Raw genomic sequence first — 18,729 nt, forward strand, 5'->3', positions numbered from 1 at the left:
TTTTAAAAATATGGCTTATAAATTTAATATTCTTTATGTTGTTTTTTTTGTGCCTTTATGATTCCTACCTGTTTACATAATTTAAATCAAAAATATTCATATTTTTTTTAAATTGTAACTGTTCCTTTTATTGCAATATAAGGGTGGTTAATTGACTTGTTTGTTATTGTTTTATTGTTGTATTTTCACTTTTTAATGTTTTGTTTATTTTTATGCTACTGTTTTTATTCTATTTTTTGTGTTTTCATTAGTTTTTTGTTGGGTGTGTTTTTTGCAATAATCATGGGTTTAAATAGAGTTTGCTAGTTTTTTATAGTCTTGACTGTGTTTATTTATATGCATATTTTTATGGCTGTTAACAGGTTTGTATAGTTTCTGTTAATCCGTCTCTTCCTCAGGGGTGGATGTATGTTTTTGATAAAAATTATAAGTTAAGATGGATGAAATAATGCAAAATAATAAAGTAGCTAAAGCAGTAAAATATGCGATTGCTTGCTCAGTGATCTCTACAGGACTGTCTACCGGTGTTGCTATCGCAAATGAAGACACTGAAGGCAAAAATGTTGAAAGAATCGAAGTAACAGGTTCACGTATTCAACGTGCTGAGTTTGAATCGGCAAGTCCAGTTGCAAGTTTTGATGCAGAAGATATTGCTAAATCAGGTGTGACAAGTGTCGATGAATTCTTAAAGTTCATTCCTGCGACATCAGGTTTCCAGCTTGGTGCGACAACTAACAATGGTAACGATGGTGCAAAGAAAATTGACCTTCGTGGTATGGGCTTTAACCGTACTCTTATTCTTATCAATGGTAAGCGTTCAATCGGCGACGTAAACTCTGACGGCGCAGTAGATTTAAACCAAGTGCCTATGTCAATGGTTAAGCGTATTGACGTTTTAAAAGATGGCGCTTCAACTATCTATGGTACTGATGCAATTGCAGGTGTTGTAAATATTATTCTGCAAGATGATTTCGAGGGTGTACGCGTTTCGGGTAGTGCTGGTGCAGGTACCTCTGAATGGGATGCAAAGCAAAAAACCTTCTCTGTCTTAATGGGTACAGCCAGTGACAAAGGCTCAATCACTGTTGCATTAGAATACAACTCTCAAGAAGAGTTAAAGCAGGGTGAGCGTGATTGGGCACATGATGCGCTTTACCCTTCAGCGATCCGTGATGAAAATACAGGTGAAGTTTTAGGTTTCGAAGCTGTCGCCAGTGGTAGTTCAAACTCAAGAACCATTCGTTTAACCGGTGACCAAAGGGCTGCAATCGCAGCCGCAGGTGGTCCTGACAAAGCAAGCTGGGTTGTAGATGCAGACACTGGTGAAGTTAGACCATATGACAACACTAAAGATGTTTATAACTATGCGCCAGTCAATGCGTTAATCACGCCAAACGACCGTTTTCAAATTGCCTTAAATGGTAAATACGAAGTGGCTGATGGCACCAATGCGTATGTTGACGCATTTTATACGCAACGTGAATCTCTGCAACGTCTAGCGCCTGATGCATCATTTGGACGAGGTCAAATGCAGTATGTGTGGGATAACCCGAATAACCCATTTGGTGCTGCAGATCGTAACCCTTGGGGTGTAGACTTCTCGGCATCTGACTTAACTGAAGCACAAACGGATCCTATGAAAGGTATTCATATTAACCGTCGTTTCACAGAGTCTGGTGGTCGTATCTTTACTCAAAAAGCGCATACCTACAGAATTTTAGCGGGTCTTGAAGGTGAAATCGGTGATGGCATGTTCTACGATGTGTCTTTCACTCATGGTTATAATGAACAACTTGATAACACCAAAAACTATCACCGTTTTGACCGCTGGCAGACTATCACAAATGCAGTAAATTGTGCGGCAAACGCCGACTGTAAAGCTGCGGGTGTATTAGACCCGTTTGCTGACTTTGGTGCAATCACGCCCGAGCAAATGGCATATCTAAGTGCGAATTCACTGAAAGATTTCAGCTATGGTGAGCTTCGTCACATCATCGCGACTTTATCAGGTGAAATTGAAACAGATTTTGGTGGTGGTTTCATCGGCTGGGCTGCAGGCTTTGAAAACCGCAAAGAAAAAGGCGAATCAATTCCAGATGAATTCTCATCAGAAGGTCTAACAACCAGTGGTGCGAGTGATCCTCAACTAGGTAGTTTTACTGCTGACGAAATTTATCTTGAGACCTTCATCCCTGTTGCAGATTCATTATCAATTGAAGCGGCAATTCGTTATTCTGACTATGAGAATAATAAAGGCGCAACTTTCGACTCGACAAACTTTAAGGTGTCAGTTGATTGGCGTCCACTAGATTCACTTAAAGTACGTGGTGGTATTTCAACAGGTTTTAGAGCACCAAATATTTCTGAGATGAATCAAAACCAATCTACTGGTTTCCCAACAGTTGACTTTATTTGTGAGTTTGAAGACATTCGTAATGATATCACCGATCAGCAAAGAGCTAATTGTATTGCGGATGCTGATACGGCTGAGTTAGGTTACGCTTGGCAACCAGCTTATACAACAGAAGCACCAGAGAAAAGCCTGATCCCTGAAGAATCGGTAACCACAAACATCGGCTTTGTATACACAGTGCCAATGGACGATAACTTAGTATTCAGTGTTGATTATTGGAGAATCAGTATTGAAGACTTAATTGGTTCTACGCCATACCAGTTACTGTTTAATAGTTGTATGGATTCAAAAGATTACTCTGCGTCTTCATGTTCGGCGTTCCCGAAAGATGATAACGGTAAAGCGATGCCAATCGCATCTTTTGGTCTTCCTAATGATGCAACGTTTGCATTCGGTAACGTTGGTGAGCTGGATACGTCTGGTATCGACTTTGAACTGGACTACTCGACAGAAGCTGACTTAGGTTTCACTGACCGCATTGGTGTGCGTGTAAGTGGTACATATAACATCGAGCGTGTTGAAACATGGGTTGAGTTAGGCCTTGAGCGTGACATGGTAGGTAATGCTTACCCGTTCGAAATCTATCCTGAGCTTAAGTTCACAACCTCGTTCATCTTTGGCGGTGATAACTGGGATGCGAACTATGACCTTCGCTATATCAGTGAAACGACGGATGCATTACGTCCAGCGTCAATTACTGATGACAATATCGCAGATGCGGTACTTTATCACGACGTAAGCGCAAGCTATAGCATGGATAATGCTCGCTTTAGTGTGGGTATTAGTAACTTGTTAGATAAAGATGCACCTCGTTATCACAGTGGCTTTAACGCAAATACGGCTCCAGGTACATACGACACAATCGGTCGTCGTCTATTTGCAAGCTTCAAGCTTGATTTCTAATCAGACCTAGTCTGACTAGAGCATCAAATGGGCTTCCCTGGCCCACTTTATTTTAGCGCCCAATTTGGGCGCTTTTTTGTGTTATCAAACTTGTCTTTACTCGACCCTATTTTGTTATATATTGCTGATGCAACAATTAAAATATAAACAAAACTCAAGGTTACTAGCCTATGAAACCTAAACTTTTATTGTATCCAAATATTCAGGTTGAAAATGTATTTGCAAAAGAAACGGAAGTCTTAGGTCAATTGCAAAAAGGGGAGTTAAATAAAGCCTTAATTTTGTGGCAACCTGATAAGCCAACATTGGTTTTGCCGTCTGGTAATAAGTGGCAAAGTTCAGAAGGACTGCATCAACAGCTTATGCAAATGGGGTGGCAGTTGTTTAGTCGCAAAACAGGTGGTGCGCCTGTACCACAAGTCCCCGGCGTGATTAATGTTTCTCATATGTATGTTTGGGATGAGCAAACACCTTATTCAATAACCAAAGCCTATCAAGGTTTTTGTGACAAGCTATCTCGGTTTTTTGCTCTATATAACGTTAAAGTTGATGTACATGCCACTGAGTTTTCTTATTGTGATGGTGACTACAATCTCAATATTTCAGGAAAAAAAGTCGTGGGAACAGCTCAGCGAGTGGTGCTTAAGAATGGTGGTGGAAAGGTGGTACTTGCACAAGCTTGTATTTTAATTAAAACAGACATTAGCACCATCATAAACCCCGTAAATACCTGTTACGAATACCACCAACAAACTGAACGTGTTCGTTCAGAGGCCCATACTTGCTTAACTCAACATACTGAGCAGCAAGACTCTGTTGAGGGTTACTTTCAAAATTTAATAAAGGCCTTTTCATAGCTTTTATGATTCTTAGGTAATTCACTCAAAGTGCTGACGAAATGGGAGATCATTGAAGTGCATATAAATACATATGCCTTTGCCTTCAATACTTTGTAATTCAATATGACCACCTAGGCGCTGGGTGACCAAGTTATAAACGATACTTAGACCTAAGCCTGTTCCACCTTCTCCTCGTTTTGTTGTTACAAAGGGCTCAAACACCTTATCTAGCAAATTTTCACTTATGCCGGCACCATCATCGCTAAATCTGAAATGGATCGCACCGCTGACAAATTTACAAGAAACCTCAATATTGAGTATTTTATCTTCAACTTGACCATGACGTAGGCTGTTGACGATAAAGATAGTAAATATTTGTCCAAACGCACCTAGGTAGCTTTTTATGATCATCCCTTTTGGGATGTCGAGCGTGATATTTGCATTATGCTTATCAATTTCGTGTCTTAAGCTGATTATTAAATTTTCCAAAAATTCAAGAATATCAAACTCAACCAACTCGTCATATTCTTGATGAGATGCAACTTGCTTAAAGCTAGTTATGAGCTCTGCTGAACGAGTTAAATTACTTTCAATTAAATTGAGTGAGTCATCAAACTCTTGCAGTAAAATTTGCAAGTTGGCTTTAGAAATCTTTCCTTGCCTGAAGTCTTCTTTGAGCTTGCCTACTTTATCTCTCAGAAAAGATTCACTGGTAATGGCAACGCCCAGCGGGGTATTTAACTCATGAGCAAAACCTTTCACTAACCCGCCAAGGCTAGCCATTTTTGCATCTTCAATAAGTCGTTTTTGTGCCATAGATAATCTTTCAATGAGTGTTTCAACATGACTTAACAGCACACCTAAATCATCACTAAATTGAGAAAGTTCGTCATTACCGCCCAGTTTTAATCGCTCGCTAAAATCTTCACTTTTAGACAGTTTTTTAATAAAAGAGGTGACAGCAATTAGAGAAAAAGTCATTCTGCGATTAATAATAAAGGAGACAGAAAGACTTAGTATGGATGTAGCCAAAATAAGGATAAAGATATTTCTAAGGTAATCTTGAGCTGTCGATGCCTGCTGTTCATTAATATGTTGATACAGCTTATCAAAACGCTCTCCAAGCTCTTTAGAAAGTTCGTTGTTTTTACCTTTTAAGCCTTGAGAAGCATGTTGTCCTTGTGTTTCTAAATGATAAATATATTGATTAAATCCTTGATTATACTCATTGAGTCTGGTGTTTAGTTCTGCGCTCAATTCAGGAGGGAGAGAGAGGAATAGTTGCTGTGTTTTGGTTATTAACTCCTTATGGAGTTTGAGATATTTTTGGTCCCAACGTAGTAGGTAGTCTTTTTCTCTTCGTCTAAGTTCTAAAACTAATATTTCAAACTGGTGATTTTCTATCGTTGAAGAGATAGATTGTAATTTATGTACAGCTTTACGAAAAAAACCTCTTAATCCTCTGTCTTCATCAAACCCCAAACGCCTCTGCAATTTTATTTGTTCTAACAAGTTTTTCTCAAATTCGCCGATCCCCACTTGAATTTGGCTAAGTAAGAGTAGAGCAATGTCATCCTTCTCAATACGTTGTTTGAGTGAAATCGCTGCAAGAGCATAATTATTTTTGTGTTCTCTAAGTTCGTTTTCAATGTCTTTTGAACGGTATAGGCTAAATGCAGATTGCAAATTAAGAAAGCGACTAAAAGTATTTTTATACTCGAGAAGTTGTTGATCTGTTTGTTTGTTCAATTGTGACTGTTGATGTAGAAAAATACCACCAACAACAATGACGATTAAACTGATAATGATACAAGCTTGGGAAATGATAAATCCGCTCTTTAATCTCATGGCACCCTTAAACAGACTCTCATAATGTTTTATTTAATTTTAGCGTTACTTAAGTGTAGAACATGCCTGTAAATGTGGAAAAACTCAATAGTGCAAATCTGACATTTATTACCCTAAAAAAATTTAAGCGCGTAATTTTTTAAGAAAATGGTATTCAATTAGCCGGATTTAGTCGCTATAAAAAAATTAAAGTCCTTGTATTTAAAGATTAAAAAATTGAAGAAGAATATTTTAGAAAAATAATAGGATTAAATATTGAGTGGGCTCTATGGTTTGTTCAACAACAAAGCAGGTGTAAATGGAGCACACAATGGTAAAAAATATCCTTTCAATAGTCTCAGCTTTAAGCTGCGCTCAAGCTATCGCTAATTCACAGGTAAGTACTTATTTTGAGCCTCCTACTGCCAGTATTCCTGCTGGCAGCTTTATGGCAAAGAATCATGCAGGTGAAGGTCGATATAAAGTAATAATGCAGCCATTTCAAATGGCAAAGTATGAACTCACTGTGGCAGAGTTTAGAAAGTTTGTTGAAGATACGGGTTACAAGGCGCCAACAAATTGTATGCATGAAATTGGCCCCGGGTGGTTTGGGGCTGGGGAGAAAGATGGTTCGTGGGATAATAACTTCTTCAATCTTTCTGAGTATCACCCTGTGGTATGTATCGGCATTACAGGTGCTGAAGATTATGCTAAATGGCTGTCTAATAAAACAGGTAAACAGTATGAGTTAATGTCAGAGGCTCAATGGCTTTATGTAATGAAGACAGGAGGTTACGATGAGTATATTTCTGAAAAAGGCAAAAAGCGTCATCAAGTATGTGAAATAGCCAATTTAGCAGACCAGCACGCAAATGCGATGACAGGAAAAATTTATCAAGCCCCATATTCATCTGCTTATACCATTGAGGATTGTAACGATAAGGAGATACTTTCTTCTACCGTTGGCTTATATAAAGCGGATAAATATGGGGTGCATGATCTGCTTGGAAATATTCAGGAGGTGGTTGCTGATTGTTATATTGATGGTAAACAAGGATTCCCTCAAGGTGGTGGTCCTGTAACTCAAGCTAACTGTACTTCACGTATTGCTAAAGGCAGCAGTTGGCACTGGGAGGTACCTGATCTAGACCGAAGAGGTGAAATGGCTGATGATTTTATCGCGGCAATAGAAGGTTTTCGCTTGGTACTTAATACAAAAGGAAAAGTTCTACCTGCTCAAACTGGCAATAATGAGTTTGTTATGGGCTTAGCTCAAGCACAAAAGCAGGCAAAAGTTGTTCATGCTCAAATAGCCGAATATCCAACTAAGGTTTCTGATTTATCTTTACATGAAAAAGAGCCAAATGTTGTTTTAACTTGGAAGCATAGTAGGCAGTCGTTAGGCACAACTTATAAGATTACACGTTTAGATTTGGTCTCTAATCATGAGAAAGTTATTGCGCAAGGGATAACAGAGCTGAAATATGTAGATACTAAGCCAAGTAAAAATAAGGCGAGATACACAGTAACAGCACAAGTGGGCGAGAGAGAAGGGTTAGTTTCGAATACGGTTGATTCAAATACAGTCATTACGCATAACTTACCGGCCCGAATTCAGGCAGAGGCATTTAGTAAAGGTGCAGCGGTCAATGTACGAAACTCATCTCAAGAACCTAAACACGATTTGGTTTTTATCAATATGCGTAATACGAGTGCTGATTATCAGGTTAAGGTAACAAAAGCGGGTAAGTATACCCTTGAGCCTAGAGTATTTCATAGTGGTGACAAGCAGACTTTCTCTGTGTTTTTAAATGGACAATTATTGAAAGAAATCACTACTACTGGCGAAGATGGTTGGCAAACAGCAAGTGCAGTACCAGTGACTTTACCTAAAGGTACGCACGTACTCACTATTAAGCCTATGGGTGAGCGAACACGCTTTTCTATTAATTGGTTAGATGTAAAAAAGTTATAGTGTCGTTTAAGTTTTAAAAATCAGTTAAAACCCCTAAGATAGAAATCCGGCCCTCATCATTGAAAACTGTTCAGGGCCATTTTTTCTCTTTCAAAATAATAAAAGCAAAGGTTGCGTGAAGTATGATCCAGTTTCTAGATTTTGAGTTTGATGAGAGTCAGTCAATCTTATTTAAAGCTGGTAAGGTGATCCCTCTAAACAGCACGCAGTCTAATTTATTGATGCTTTTTATCTCTAATCCTAAAAAAGTATTTAGTAAAGAAGATATCCTCACATCAGTTTGGCATTCTAAGGTCGTATCTGAGCAAGTGGTCTTTCAAAACATTAGTCAATTACGTGCAATTTTAGGCGAGGATGCAATTAAAACCTTTCCAAAAAAAGGCTATCAGTGGCAACTCGAGTTAGTGATGATTCATGAACTAAAAGAGGCTTCTAAAGAGACCGTAAATCCGAAGGAATCAATTAACCTAAGCGTGTCACAACAACAAGGTAGGATAGAAGAAAGGTCTAATCCAAAAATAACCATCGAGCCAAAAGAGTTACATAAAACTTTATATGTGCGTATTGGTGTTGTATGCCTGATGATGGTCTCTTTATTGTTAGGAGGTGTGTACTTTCAAGATTTAAATGGTTTTTCTAATCTCATGGGTGAAAGGCAAGCTCAAGAGCCTGTCCTTGAACGAACAGAACAAACATTTGATGGTGAATTACAGTTTATTCCTTTTACAGCGGATAGTCCGAGGCATTTTCAAAGTGAATTGGTAACCTTACATACTCATCTAGACTTTGCGTTCGAGAATAAATCACTAATTTCTAGAGAATTTATTAACTCGCCATTTATGCAGTATCAAAAATTGAACGTCAGCAATGCTTTGGTATTTACTGGTATTTTAAAAAGTAATGGTGACTCAGCGACGCAGAAAAAGATGCCGTACTTATTGGAGCTGCTTGTGCAAGGTCAGGAGCGCAGTTGGACCAGCTACTTGTACGGTACCTCAATGTCTGATTTAGCAAAACAGACCAAAACGCTGCTAAGTAAACTCTCGCAAGGTGATTATTTTGTTTTGAAAAGTGAGTCATTACTATCAGCTGAACTTTCTCTTATGCATGATAGTATGGGGGAATCTTTGCATGCACTGCCATTATTAGCTCATCAACTAATCCAAGCTGATAAGTTTGATTCAGCCAGTGGATATATAGAATTATTATTGGCTGAAAGTGAGTTGGAACACCCTCTCTATTATGCATATGGTAAGTGGTTAAAGGGGCAGCTTTATCAAGGAAAGAGGGATGCTGTAGGAGCACAGACTTTCTATGAGCAGGCTGATTTATTATTCTCAGACGCGCATATTTATGATCTGCAAGCTGAAGTAAATAAATCGATGGCAGAGCTTGCACATTCGATAGCACATACGAAAGAAGATTATGATGCGATACATCGTTATTTATATAAGGCTGCTAGTCTGGCGAGGTTAGGAAAAAAACCGGTGGCTGAAATACGCGCTTATACTTTGCTATCAATTAAAGCCAGCAAGTTTGGTATGAAAAAAGCGCGCATGGATTATCTTATCCAGGCCAAGACTCTCCTCTCTGAGTACCAGCTAGATGGTTCTCACTATATGCTGCCTACGTATCACTTCGCCTTATTTGCTGAAACAATTGAAGATCGAATTAAATTCTATCATGAGGTATTAGATAAACCTGTGACACCTGAAAACTATTGGGTATTCTTTTCTTCAGCGGATCAATTATCAAAACTATATTTACAAGCAGATAAGCCTGAAGCAGCGCTTGCAGTGATCGAAAAAATTACTGAGCCTGCTCGTTCCGCACTGTTACATGCACAATATTATCGTGCCCTTAACAACATACAAAGTGCAATTAGTTATGCAAAACGTTCGTTTAATATCGGTCGTGGTCAGCATCTTAATTGGTTAAGCTTAAACAGTGCATTAATGTTGTTAGAGCTTAAACAAACGCAAGGTGAAATCCATGAATTAGCTGAATATAGAGAGTTCATCGCTAATCATGCGTCATATTGGTGGTTAAATTGGCGCAAAGAAAGATTGGCGACAGTCGGCATAGACGCAGAAGCTCAAATGGCAGGCTTGTAATAAAAAATGGGTGGACCACCAAAGTGGCGCACCCATTGACTCGCTAATAAAAGCTTCCTTGTCTGCACTCTCAAAGGAAAGTCAAAGGAAGGAAGATGAGAAACCCAATTAAATATACGAACGTTGAGTAAAAAAGTTCACCTTTACAGGTCTAACTCGTCGAACAAGTAGTCCAAACTATGTTGTGACTCTATTTCTGCTAGTTCATGAGCATTGTCTAGTTCCAATTGCTTCTTCCTTAATTTATTGAGTACTTCATCACTGTTTCTATTAGCCAACGGTTTAAAGACTGAGAGATCAAATTCTTCATCATGCATCGCTATCACCTCGACAAAATTTAAGGTTAATCTTTAAAGCTTTCAGTAATTATTGAACGTTTGTGGTAAAGAACTGGTTCATTTTTTATTCAGTCATTGTTCAGAAATATAAAACTGATCTTATGGGTATGATTACCGTATTGAAGGTTTTATTTTGGAGGGTACTATGTTTGGCTTGTTTAAAAGAAACCCAAAAAAGAAAATGCGCAAGGAGTATGATGCGTTACTTGAAAAGGCGATGCATGCTCAAAGAAATGGGGATATCAGAACATACTCTATGCTGACAGCAGAAGCAGAAAGCTTATGGACTGAGATTGAAAAATTACCTGATTAAGAAAGCCTGCGTATCAGGCTTTCTTAATCATAACATTGTGGTTAAGAAAGGCGGGCTCTTCCTAAACTTGCCAAACCACTGTTTTCGTCGTTCGACCAAGCAGCTATTTTCTAAAGCCTAGCCTTTTGAGTGAAGTTTAACTATATCAAAATAAATCATGCACTTGTGTCTTAAGTGGTTTAGAAACATGAATGCTGTTTATATGATTTTAAACAAGATTAAAAATACTAAAGTAGAATCTTAATCTTGTTGATTATTTCTTGTCGTGCCCTTTGGTTTTTCTGTTTATGTACTCGTTTACATCACTAACCGTCGCAAGCCAAAATTCATTTGATGGGTCTTTTATGTATTCAATTAATTGTTGCAGAGCAATTCGGTCGACAGTGTAAGGTCCTTTTTCGCCAACTTCGTGTCCCGCGAGTACAATCCATGCATTGTCGAATTTAGCCTGCTCTATGAGTGCTTTCAGTTCTGAAAATGTTTTCCCATCCATGCTAAATGCACGGATCTGTGCTTGGTCATAATAAAAAGGATCATTAGCTGTTTCATCATTCCAAGTTCGACCATAACTAAATGTTTCAGCAATTAAAGGGACATAGCTTTTTACTTCGGTGCCTCGGCCAACAAATGTTTGCCCACATGGATAAGCAAATCCATTTGCATCGACACCTGTATGCGTTTTTATATATTGCTGCGCGTGCTTTATATCCTCTTTTAAAAAGCTTAAATTACTTTGCTCTAAGCCCTTATCCTGCTTTCTTAGCCAACGAAAGTTACCTGTGCATAAGTGACTGGATGTATGATTTGCGATCTCATGGCCTGCCTTTGCAGCCAGTTTCCACTGCTGTTCTTTGCCTTGCATGTGGTAAGGCATGAGATAGAAAGTTGCTTTAACATCATGTTTGTTTAGTAAGGGAATACCAACGTCAACTTGAGATTTTCGTGCATCATCAAAACTTAAGCTGATTGCATACTTTGCTGTATTGGGATAAAAAGCATGGCTTGAAAGAGAGGTTAAAGCACACAGAGCAAGTGATATAGGTGTGATGAATTGCATAATAGAATCAGTCCTTTCTAATAGGTAAACTCCCAAGGTATAGATTTAAACCAAAACCATCAACTCGCACAATTTCAAAACATGAATAAAATTAAACTTAAGATTTTATGTGATAAAACATCATTTTTGTTGTCATAAGTGCAGCAATCTTTCCTATACTTGTGAAGATTAAAGTCTAAAAAAGAAGTAATAGTGAGTATTCAAAATCACGATTTTTTTTCGATTGAGCAAAAAAAAGTAGCCATATTAAATAAAGTGGCTTGGTATTGTTTGTATTTGCATGCTGCATTGATTTTCTTTTTTGCTTACATCGAAGCTTATTGGTTATCAGGGTTAAATGTTCTCAGTGTCATATGCTGGGCAGTTGGTCTGAATTTATTATCAAATGGTAAAGTAGCGAATGCGTTACAACTCATTTGTTTTGAAGTGTTAGTGCACTCTGTTGCAGTGAGCCTTACTTTTGGTATTGAGTTAGGGTTTCATTATTACTTGTGGGCTATAGCGTGTATTTTACTTGTTGAACAGACAATCCCTATTTTTCGTTCAATCGCTTTTGCAGTCACTATGATGCTGACCTTTGGTATCTTGGTCACATTCGAATTTCCTAATATTAGCTATTTCCCTTATCCAAAACTATTGCCATTCATTCATTTTTCGAATGTTTTAATTAGTGGTTTACCAATGATATTTGCGCTAGCTTCATTAAGAGAGATGAGCATTCAATCACGTGAAGAGTTGACTGTGATGGCGAGTAAAGATGCTTTAACAGGGTTACATAATCGACGTTTTGCACAAAAACATTTGAATTGCCCGAATTGGTTTGAAAGCTATAACAAAGAGGCTGTGTTTGTTGTTATGGCTGATATTGACCACTTTAAGCGTATCAATGATAGGTTTGGTCATGAAAGGGGCGATGATGTTTTACGTATTGTTTCAGGCATATTCATTGACTGCTTTGAACAACCAAATTTAGCGATTAGGTGGGGGGGAGAAGAGTTTTTGTTCGTTGTTCATGAAGAGAATGAACATACCATACAGCGCTTTATTGATTTGATAACGACTCTTCTAGAGCAACACAATATCAGTAGAGAGCAGTTAAAGGTGACTTTGAGCTTTGGTGTTGCTAAGTGGCATAAGAATATGAACTTTGAGACTGCAGTGTCATATGCTGATCAGGCATTGTATGAGAGTAAGCGCTCAGGTCGAGATCGGGTGACCTACTTTGATTAACATTGAGTAATCTGACACTTTCTAACATTTCAAAACATCTCTTACACAGAATCTAAAGGCCAATGATGTCATATTTGTTTTCAGTTTATTAAGGATTTGGAACAACTTGACATGAATGCACGCACACAATTAATTGTTATTTCTTCACTTACTATGGCTGTTTTATCAGGCTGTACTGCTACAGAGTCATCTCGAGTTGTTCAATCAGAAAAGGTAAATAAAGCTTCAGTGCAATACCTTGGTGAAAAAACAAAGGTATCACTTGGTGACATCAGTAATAGCTCAAGTTATCAGAATGGTATTTTTTCAACTGGTGAAGACCGATTGGGCTCTCAAACAAAAAATATCCTAAAGACTCACCTGCAGCAATCAAATAGATTCATTGTTTTAGATAGGATTAATTTATCAGCACTAAATCAAGAAGCGCAGTTTTCCGGTACAAAACAATCTATTCGGGGGGCACGCTATGTAATCACCGGTGGTGTTACCGAGTTTGGCAGAAAACAGGTGGGTGACCGTCAGCTATTTGGCATTTTAGGTAGAGGAAAATCTCAAATTGCTTATGCAAAAGTAAGTATAAACATTGTTGATGTAAGCACGACAGAAGTTGTGTTTTCTGTCCAAGGTGCAGGTGAATATCGTCTTTCTAATCGAGAAGTATTTGGGTTTGGTAGTTCGGCTAGTTATGACGCAACGCTCAATGGCAAAGTTTTAGACTTAGCAGTTCGTGAAGCTGTAAATCAGTTAATAGAGAATATAGATCTGTTATAGACTGAGGTCATAGACATGAAAACGGTCTATCTAATTACACTGCTTATTTGCCTGTTTGTATTAACTGGTTGTAAGTCTAAAGAGTCTCTTTATTATCATGGTAATTATAATCAAATTTTGTTTGCGCATTTTAAAGGTGAAACAAAACCTTTATCTCAGCAAATAGAAGAACTTGAGAGTATAATCAAAAGGGCGGAAGAAAAGTCAAAATTAGTCGCTCCAGGTATATATGCACACATAGGCTATTTATATTCGCAAGTTGGTAATGACAAGCAAGGTTTACAATATTTTCGGTTAGAAAAACGCTACTTCCCTGAATCAGAAGCATATATTCAGTTCTTAGAAGAAAATTTAAAAGGAGCTGAAAAGTGATTCATCCAAAGATACTAATATTGTTATTGCTGGCTCTTTGTGGTCAAGGCTGCGCCACTAAAAAAGTGAGTGTTGATTACGATGAGTTTAAGCAAAGTGATCCAAAATCAATTTTAGTTTTGCCGCCAATAAATCATTCGTATGAATTAGATGCTGTAGCTTCAATTAATGCAAATGTAACGCGTCCTTTAGCTGAGGCTGGCTACTACGTATTCCCTATGGCTTTGGTTTCAGAAACATTTACACAGAATGGTTACACCATTGTTGAAGAAATTCATCAGTTAGCACCTAGTAAATTACATGATGTCTTTGCATCTGATGCAGCGCTATACATTGAAATACATAAATATGGCACTGCGTATTCGCTACTAGCTAGCGATACAGTAGTAAGCTTGTCAGCGAGGTTAGTCGATTTAAGAACAGGTATACTACTTTGGCAAGGTCGAGCTCAGGCTGCATCGAGCGAAGAACGTGCTGATAATGATAGTGGATTGGTAGCAATGATGTTTTCAGCAGTTGTACATCAAATATTAGATAGTGCTTTTGATGTGAGCTTTGATATTTCAAAAAAAGCAATAAATAGACTTTTTTCGACAAGTAAACACAATGGCATTTTGAATGGGCCAAGATCAGATAAATACCATAAAATTCATAGTTATCATTAAATATTGTTTTTAAAAGCTAGAAATAAAACTTAGCCAAAAATGACGTTTAAATTTGCTATAAATCTGAATTAAATGATTGTTAATTTTTTTCTCACACTATAGAATTTGACTCCCTTTTGGGAAATAAAATTTAAAATAAGGATTTCACAATGTTAAAAGCGACTCTTTCTGCAGCTATTCTAGCTGGCGCATTCCTAGCAGCTCCAGCACAAGCTAACATCAACCCTTGGCAACAATGCGGTATCGGTGCAATGGTTTTCCCTGATAACGGCGGTGCAGCAGCTGTCTCTAACATTATTTGGGACTTAGGTACTACAGCGGTTTCTTCAAACGTTTCTTCACAAGACTCTTGTAAAGGTGCAAACGTTAAGACTGCTCAATTCATTCAGCAAACTTTCCCTGTTCTTGAGCAAGAAATTGCACAAGGTGAAGGTGAGTACGTAGCAGCTATGCTAAACGTACGTGGTTGTGACGTTGCAGCACATGCTGACATCGTTTCTGCAATCCGTAATGATTATGCTGACAAGCCTGCTGTTGATGCACAATCACTTTATAACATCGTAGAAAGCAAAGTAACTAGCCAATTCGCAGCTAGCTGTTCTGCAATCTAATCGATTGAGTGGGCAGTGATGCCCACTTTCCTTCTATGCTTCGACGTATTTCATCCTTTCTTGTTTGTTCAGCTCTGTCATTCAACACTTATTCTGCTACCAATATTGAGCAACTCGCACAACACCAAACATGGTTAAAACTAGTTCACTATAAATCTTCTGTAGATCTTGAAAGCTACATCATAAGTGACGACTTCTTCTTGTCACCTTCAGGCAAAAACGATCCTTATCGTGAACTCCAAGCGACTATTAACGCCTTTAATACACAGCCTGAAAAACAATGTCGATATCCTGCTAGATACCAATGGTTAAAACAGCAAGGTTTACAGTTCAAACAACCAAACAGTTCTTGTGTAGACTTAACACAGTGGCGAGAGAGCCAACCAATTCATTCGGTTAGCTTGGTTTTTGCATCAGGTTATATGAGTAATCCCGCATCGCTCTATGGTCATATGTTGTTGAAATTAAATAGGGCGACAGAAACACATAACAAGTTACTTGATTACAGCATCAATTATGGTGCAATTGTGCCTGATAATGAAAATGGTCTTGTGTATATCAGCAAAGGATTATTTGGTGGCTATGTTGCAGGGTTTTCCGATCAATTATTTTACCGTCACCAACACAATTATGGTGAAGTAGAGCTTAGAGATTTATGGGAATATGAGCTTAATTTAACGGCAGATGAAGTTCGCCTTATTAGTAACCATATTTGGGAGTTGATGGGCGCCAAATACACGTATTATTTTGCCGATGAAAACTGTGCGTTTCACATTGCTAAAGTGATTGAGTTGGTCGCAGGCGATAAACTAACAAATGAGCTGTCACCCTGGGTGATCCCTGCAACTATTTTTTCTAAGCTAGCTGAGGCAGAACATAACGACCAGCCCTTAGTGCGAGATATAAAATTTACGCCATCTCGAAGCAGTGCCTTTTATCAGTATCAACAACAATTAAACGATCAAGAGAATACGCTCGCAAAACGTATTTTCAAAAATGCGAATTTATTAAAAGGCACAGAATTTAAATCACTGAATATTCAAGCTCAGAAAAAAATTATTGAAGTGCTATTTGAGTTTATTCAGCTTCAACAGTTAAAGCAGTATGAGCCTGAATATGTAACTGCGCTGAAAAAAGCTTTAGTTAAAGCAAGATTGAAGTTGCCTGTTGGTAATGAAATAAAAGTCGAAAATTATCAGCAAAGTGCGCCTCACAAAGCGCAAAAGCCATCAAATTATTCAGTTTCAGCACTTGATGTGGGCTCAAAAGCTCAGTCTAATCTAGGTTTTCGCTTAAGTTATTTTGATTCACTCGCATCTGACGTCGCGCGAGTACCCTATTCGAATTTAGAAATGTTAGATGTAGAAATCGCAGTTCGAGATTCGAACATGTATGTGGATAAACTGCACATACTCGATTTAGAGTCTTTTAATCCTGCATATACAGATTGGATAAACGAAGGTGGCTGGTCATGGCAGCTTAATTTAGGGTTTGAGCGTGATAGAACAAATTGTCAAGGCTGCAAAAGCACCTTTGCAATGGGTGGCGTGGGTAAATCCATGCTATTAAATAATGACCGTAGTTTAGTTTATGGCATGGTAAACGGGTATTTGGGTGAACTTGCTAGTACAGCGCAGGTGATTGATGCATCTATTGAGGTGGGTGTAATTAGTGATATTTATCAAGATATTAAAATGCGTGCTGCTATTGAACGTTTCTATCATAGGCAAACGGCTGAATTGAGTAAAAATGTCGAGCTTGTGGTACCACTTAACCAGGACGCTGATATTCGTTTAATATATAAATCTTCAGAGCAAACACTCTGGCAGTTAAAGCTAAATTATTATTGGAATTAACTTCTATTTTTTAACCTATCTGCGCTTTCAACTGCGATTGAAAGCGCTTTTGATTATTTGCTTTTTCCTTATAAACAAAATACCCGAGCGAAGCTGCACTTAATAGTGCCCCTAAAGCGCCTGTGATAATACTTAACTCTCGCAAAAAGTCGTTCCAATCAATTTGGGCTATTACAAGGCTTTGATACACCATCACACCGACTGTGCCTAAATAGCCAAATGAGTCCGCAAGATAAGTTAAAAAACCAACGTTAGCAGGGCGATGAAATGTTGCAATCAAGCGTTCGAATAGCGTGGTCGAGAAAGGCACATAGGCGAGGTAAAGGCCAATGCCATTTAATACCATCCAATAAATAGGGCTCAACATTCCTTGTTGATAGGCGAGTGAGCTGAATAAGGTGATTGTGAACCCAGCAAAAATAAGTAAATGATTAACCACCATTGCAAGGTGGTTGTCTTTAATCAGTTTGAGTAAAGCCACAATGACGAGCACCACCAGTGCAATCGGTAATTCGGTAAGTGTAAATAGAGCTGGGGCGCCATCAAGGCCGGTTGCCAGCCAGACATCGGCGGCGAAACTATCGCGTAAATCTCTCAGTACGGTAAGCAGCACATATCCTATGATCAATAATGTGAGGCCAAAGCCTAATAACTGTAGTAATTCTTTGCGGCTCTCTTTGGTCATGGGAACGCGGGCACAGCGCTGGGCGATATCAGCTTGATTAGGAGGAGGAAGTTGATCAAGCATCCACACAGATAATGCTAATAGGGGAAAAAATAGACTGGCTGTGATAAATGGCATCCATAACTCAGTCACGCCGTAATCCATCATTAAGTAGCTGCCTACGGTTTTTACCAACCCAGAGGCAACAATAAAGCTTGTGCATAGCCCTGCCGCTAATATTTCCGTGACTCTGCGACCTTCCAAATAACTAAATACGATACCCCATACCATGCCAAGCGGTAGGCCATTTAATAACATAAAAGCAGCGTTGTAAGGCTGCGGGGTAAGTGCAAAACCGAGCAGAGCAAACCAAGCGATAACCACCAAAGTGATGATGGCTTTGGCTCTGCCGTGACTTTGTAATTCAGAAATGACTTTAATGCCAATGAATTTAGAGAGCGCATAACCAAAAATTTGTGCGGTTAAATATAGTGTTTTGAGTGATAGACCTAACAGTGAGGTGTCGGCATATAAACCAACAGCGACAGGTTTGCGAAAGCCATACATAAACGCATAGGTGCTACAGGCTGCAATAATGGCGTAGATGCAAAACAGCAGGGTATTACTGCTGAGTTTATGTTTTATCTTGCCGCTAAGCTCACTGAGCATATGACACACCTTTTAAAAATGCGCCAATTTGGTATGAACCAAACTGGCTTGAGTAGATGCTCAGTGTAGAGGCTTTGTATTGCAGTAGTTTTACAGTCTTTTTGTTGTGTTG

General features: G+C 38.5%; 15 protein-coding genes. 11 read left to right on the plus strand and 4 right to left on the minus strand.

Annotated elements, in window-relative coordinates:
* Positions 1-448 precede the first annotated feature (448 nt).
* Positions 449-3,316, plus strand: a complete 2,868-nt coding sequence (locus PP2015_RS04035; protein ID WP_058029056.1) for a TonB-dependent receptor plug domain-containing protein — start codon at positions 449-451, stop codon at positions 3,314-3,316.
* Between the two features lie 170 nt (positions 3,317-3,486).
* Positions 3,487-4,173 carry a lipoate--protein ligase family protein gene (locus PP2015_RS04040; protein ID WP_058029057.1) on the plus strand — a complete coding sequence of 229 codons (687 nt, stop codon included), beginning with the start codon at positions 3,487-3,489 and terminating at the stop codon, positions 4,171-4,173.
* 21 nt (positions 4,174-4,194) lie between these two features.
* Here PP2015_RS04040 and PP2015_RS04045 read toward each other — a convergent pair whose 3' ends face one another.
* On the minus strand, positions 4,195-6,003 hold the full coding sequence (locus PP2015_RS04045; protein ID WP_058029058.1) for a sensor histidine kinase: 1,809 nt from the start codon (positions 6,001-6,003) through the stop codon (positions 4,195-4,197).
* 310 nt (positions 6,004-6,313) lie between these two features.
* On the opposite strand from PP2015_RS04045, the gene PP2015_RS04050 reads away from it, so the two are divergent.
* On the plus strand, positions 6,314-7,957 hold the full coding sequence (locus PP2015_RS04050) for an SUMF1/EgtB/PvdO family nonheme iron enzyme (protein ID WP_058029059.1): 1,644 nt from the start codon (positions 6,314-6,316) through the stop codon (positions 7,955-7,957).
* 122 nt (positions 7,958-8,079) lie between these two features.
* Positions 8,080-10,071: a winged helix-turn-helix domain-containing protein gene (locus PP2015_RS04055; protein ID WP_058029060.1), complete on the plus strand. Its 1,992-nt coding sequence runs from the start codon at positions 8,080-8,082 to the stop codon at positions 10,069-10,071.
* Positions 10,072-10,214: 143 nt separating this feature from the next.
* Here the strand turns inward: PP2015_RS04055 and PP2015_RS21850 are convergent, their stop codons facing one another.
* Positions 10,215-10,388, minus strand: a complete 174-nt coding sequence (locus tag PP2015_RS21850) for a hypothetical protein (protein ID WP_157599066.1) — start codon at positions 10,386-10,388, stop codon at positions 10,215-10,217.
* A 166-nt stretch (positions 10,389-10,554) separates the two neighbouring features.
* Between PP2015_RS21850 and PP2015_RS21855 the strand changes: the two genes are divergently transcribed.
* Positions 10,555-10,722 carry a DUF6435 family protein gene (locus tag PP2015_RS21855; RefSeq protein ID WP_128724684.1) on the plus strand — a complete coding sequence of 56 codons (168 nt, stop codon included), beginning with the start codon at positions 10,555-10,557 and terminating at the stop codon, positions 10,720-10,722.
* Positions 10,723-10,975: 253 nt separating this feature from the next.
* Here PP2015_RS21855 and PP2015_RS04060 read toward each other — a convergent pair whose 3' ends face one another.
* A complete protein-coding gene (locus tag PP2015_RS04060) occupies positions 10,976-11,779 on the minus strand; it encodes a polysaccharide deacetylase family protein (protein WP_058029061.1) in 804 nt (267 codons plus the stop codon).
* 192 nt (positions 11,780-11,971) lie between these two features.
* Between PP2015_RS04060 and PP2015_RS04065 the strand changes: the two genes are divergently transcribed.
* The 6 genes from PP2015_RS04065 to PP2015_RS04090 all read left to right on the plus strand — a co-directional run bounded on the left by PP2015_RS04065 (position 11,972) and on the right by PP2015_RS04090 (position 17,284).
* Entirely contained in the window at positions 11,972-13,009 is a 1,038-nt protein-coding gene (locus PP2015_RS04065) for a GGDEF domain-containing protein (RefSeq protein ID WP_058029062.1), read from the plus strand.
* A gap of 111 nt (positions 13,010-13,120) precedes the next feature.
* On the plus strand, positions 13,121-13,780 hold the full coding sequence (locus PP2015_RS04070) for a CsgG/HfaB family protein (RefSeq protein ID WP_058029063.1): 660 nt from the start codon (positions 13,121-13,123) through the stop codon (positions 13,778-13,780).
* A gap of 15 nt (positions 13,781-13,795) precedes the next feature.
* The gene (locus PP2015_RS04075) at positions 13,796-14,152 is read left to right on the plus strand and encodes a DUF4810 domain-containing protein (RefSeq protein WP_058029064.1); all 357 of its coding nucleotides are present in this window, start codon (positions 13,796-13,798) and stop codon (positions 14,150-14,152) included.
* Positions 14,149-14,817, plus strand: coding sequence for a DUF799 domain-containing protein (locus PP2015_RS04080; RefSeq protein WP_058029065.1), 669 nt, complete (start codon positions 14,149-14,151; stop codon positions 14,815-14,817). Before PP2015_RS04075 ends, PP2015_RS04080 begins: the two co-directional genes overlap by 4 nt.
* Positions 14,818-14,966: 149 nt before the next feature.
* On the plus strand, positions 14,967-15,428 hold the full coding sequence (locus PP2015_RS04085) for a DUF3015 family protein (protein ID WP_058029066.1): 462 nt from the start codon (positions 14,967-14,969) through the stop codon (positions 15,426-15,428).
* Positions 15,429-15,436: 8 nt separating this feature from the next.
* Positions 15,437-17,284, plus strand: coding sequence for an Lnb N-terminal periplasmic domain-containing protein (locus PP2015_RS04090; protein WP_227009191.1), 1,848 nt, complete (start codon positions 15,437-15,439; stop codon positions 17,282-17,284).
* Between the two features lie 10 nt (positions 17,285-17,294).
* Here PP2015_RS04090 and PP2015_RS04095 read toward each other — a convergent pair whose 3' ends face one another.
* Positions 17,295-18,617, minus strand: a complete 1,323-nt coding sequence (locus PP2015_RS04095; RefSeq protein WP_058029068.1) for a DUF5690 family protein — start codon at positions 18,615-18,617, stop codon at positions 17,295-17,297.
* Positions 18,618-18,729: the final 112 nt, after the last annotated feature.

The sequence above is a fragment of the Pseudoalteromonas phenolica genome (genome assembly GCF_001444405.1).
Taxonomy (GTDB): Bacteria; Pseudomonadota; Gammaproteobacteria; order Enterobacterales; family Alteromonadaceae; genus Pseudoalteromonas; species Pseudoalteromonas phenolica.

Bases quoted from the DNA above. Each gene is read 5' to 3' on its own strand.
- PP2015_RS04035 (WP_058029056.1), top strand. From the start codon at position 449: ATGCAAAATAATAAAGTAGCTAAAGCAGTAAAATATGCGATTGCTTGC.
- PP2015_RS04040 (WP_058029057.1), top strand. From the start codon at position 3,487: ATGAAACCTAAACTTTTATTGTATCCAAATATTCAGGTTGAAAATGTA.
- PP2015_RS04045 (WP_058029058.1), bottom strand. From the start codon at position 6,003: ATGAGATTAAAGAGCGGATTTATCATTTCCCAAGCTTGTATCATTATC.
- PP2015_RS04050 (WP_058029059.1), top strand. From the start codon at position 6,314: ATGGTAAAAAATATCCTTTCAATAGTCTCAGCTTTAAGCTGCGCTCAA.
- PP2015_RS04055 (WP_058029060.1), top strand. From the start codon at position 8,080: ATGATCCAGTTTCTAGATTTTGAGTTTGATGAGAGTCAGTCAATCTTA.
- PP2015_RS21850 (WP_157599066.1), bottom strand. From the start codon at position 10,388: ATGCATGATGAAGAATTTGATCTCTCAGTCTTTAAACCGTTGGCTAAT.
- PP2015_RS21855 (WP_128724684.1), top strand. From the start codon at position 10,555: ATGTTTGGCTTGTTTAAAAGAAACCCAAAAAAGAAAATGCGCAAGGAG.
- PP2015_RS04060 (WP_058029061.1), bottom strand. From the start codon at position 11,779: ATGCAATTCATCACACCTATATCACTTGCTCTGTGTGCTTTAACCTCT.
- PP2015_RS04070 (WP_058029063.1), top strand. From the start codon at position 13,121: ATGAATGCACGCACACAATTAATTGTTATTTCTTCACTTACTATGGCT.
- PP2015_RS04075 (WP_058029064.1), top strand. From the start codon at position 13,796: ATGAAAACGGTCTATCTAATTACACTGCTTATTTGCCTGTTTGTATTA.
- PP2015_RS04085 (WP_058029066.1), top strand. From the start codon at position 14,967: ATGTTAAAAGCGACTCTTTCTGCAGCTATTCTAGCTGGCGCATTCCTA.
- PP2015_RS04095 (WP_058029068.1), bottom strand. From the start codon at position 18,617: ATGCTCAGTGAGCTTAGCGGCAAGATAAAACATAAACTCAGCAGTAAT.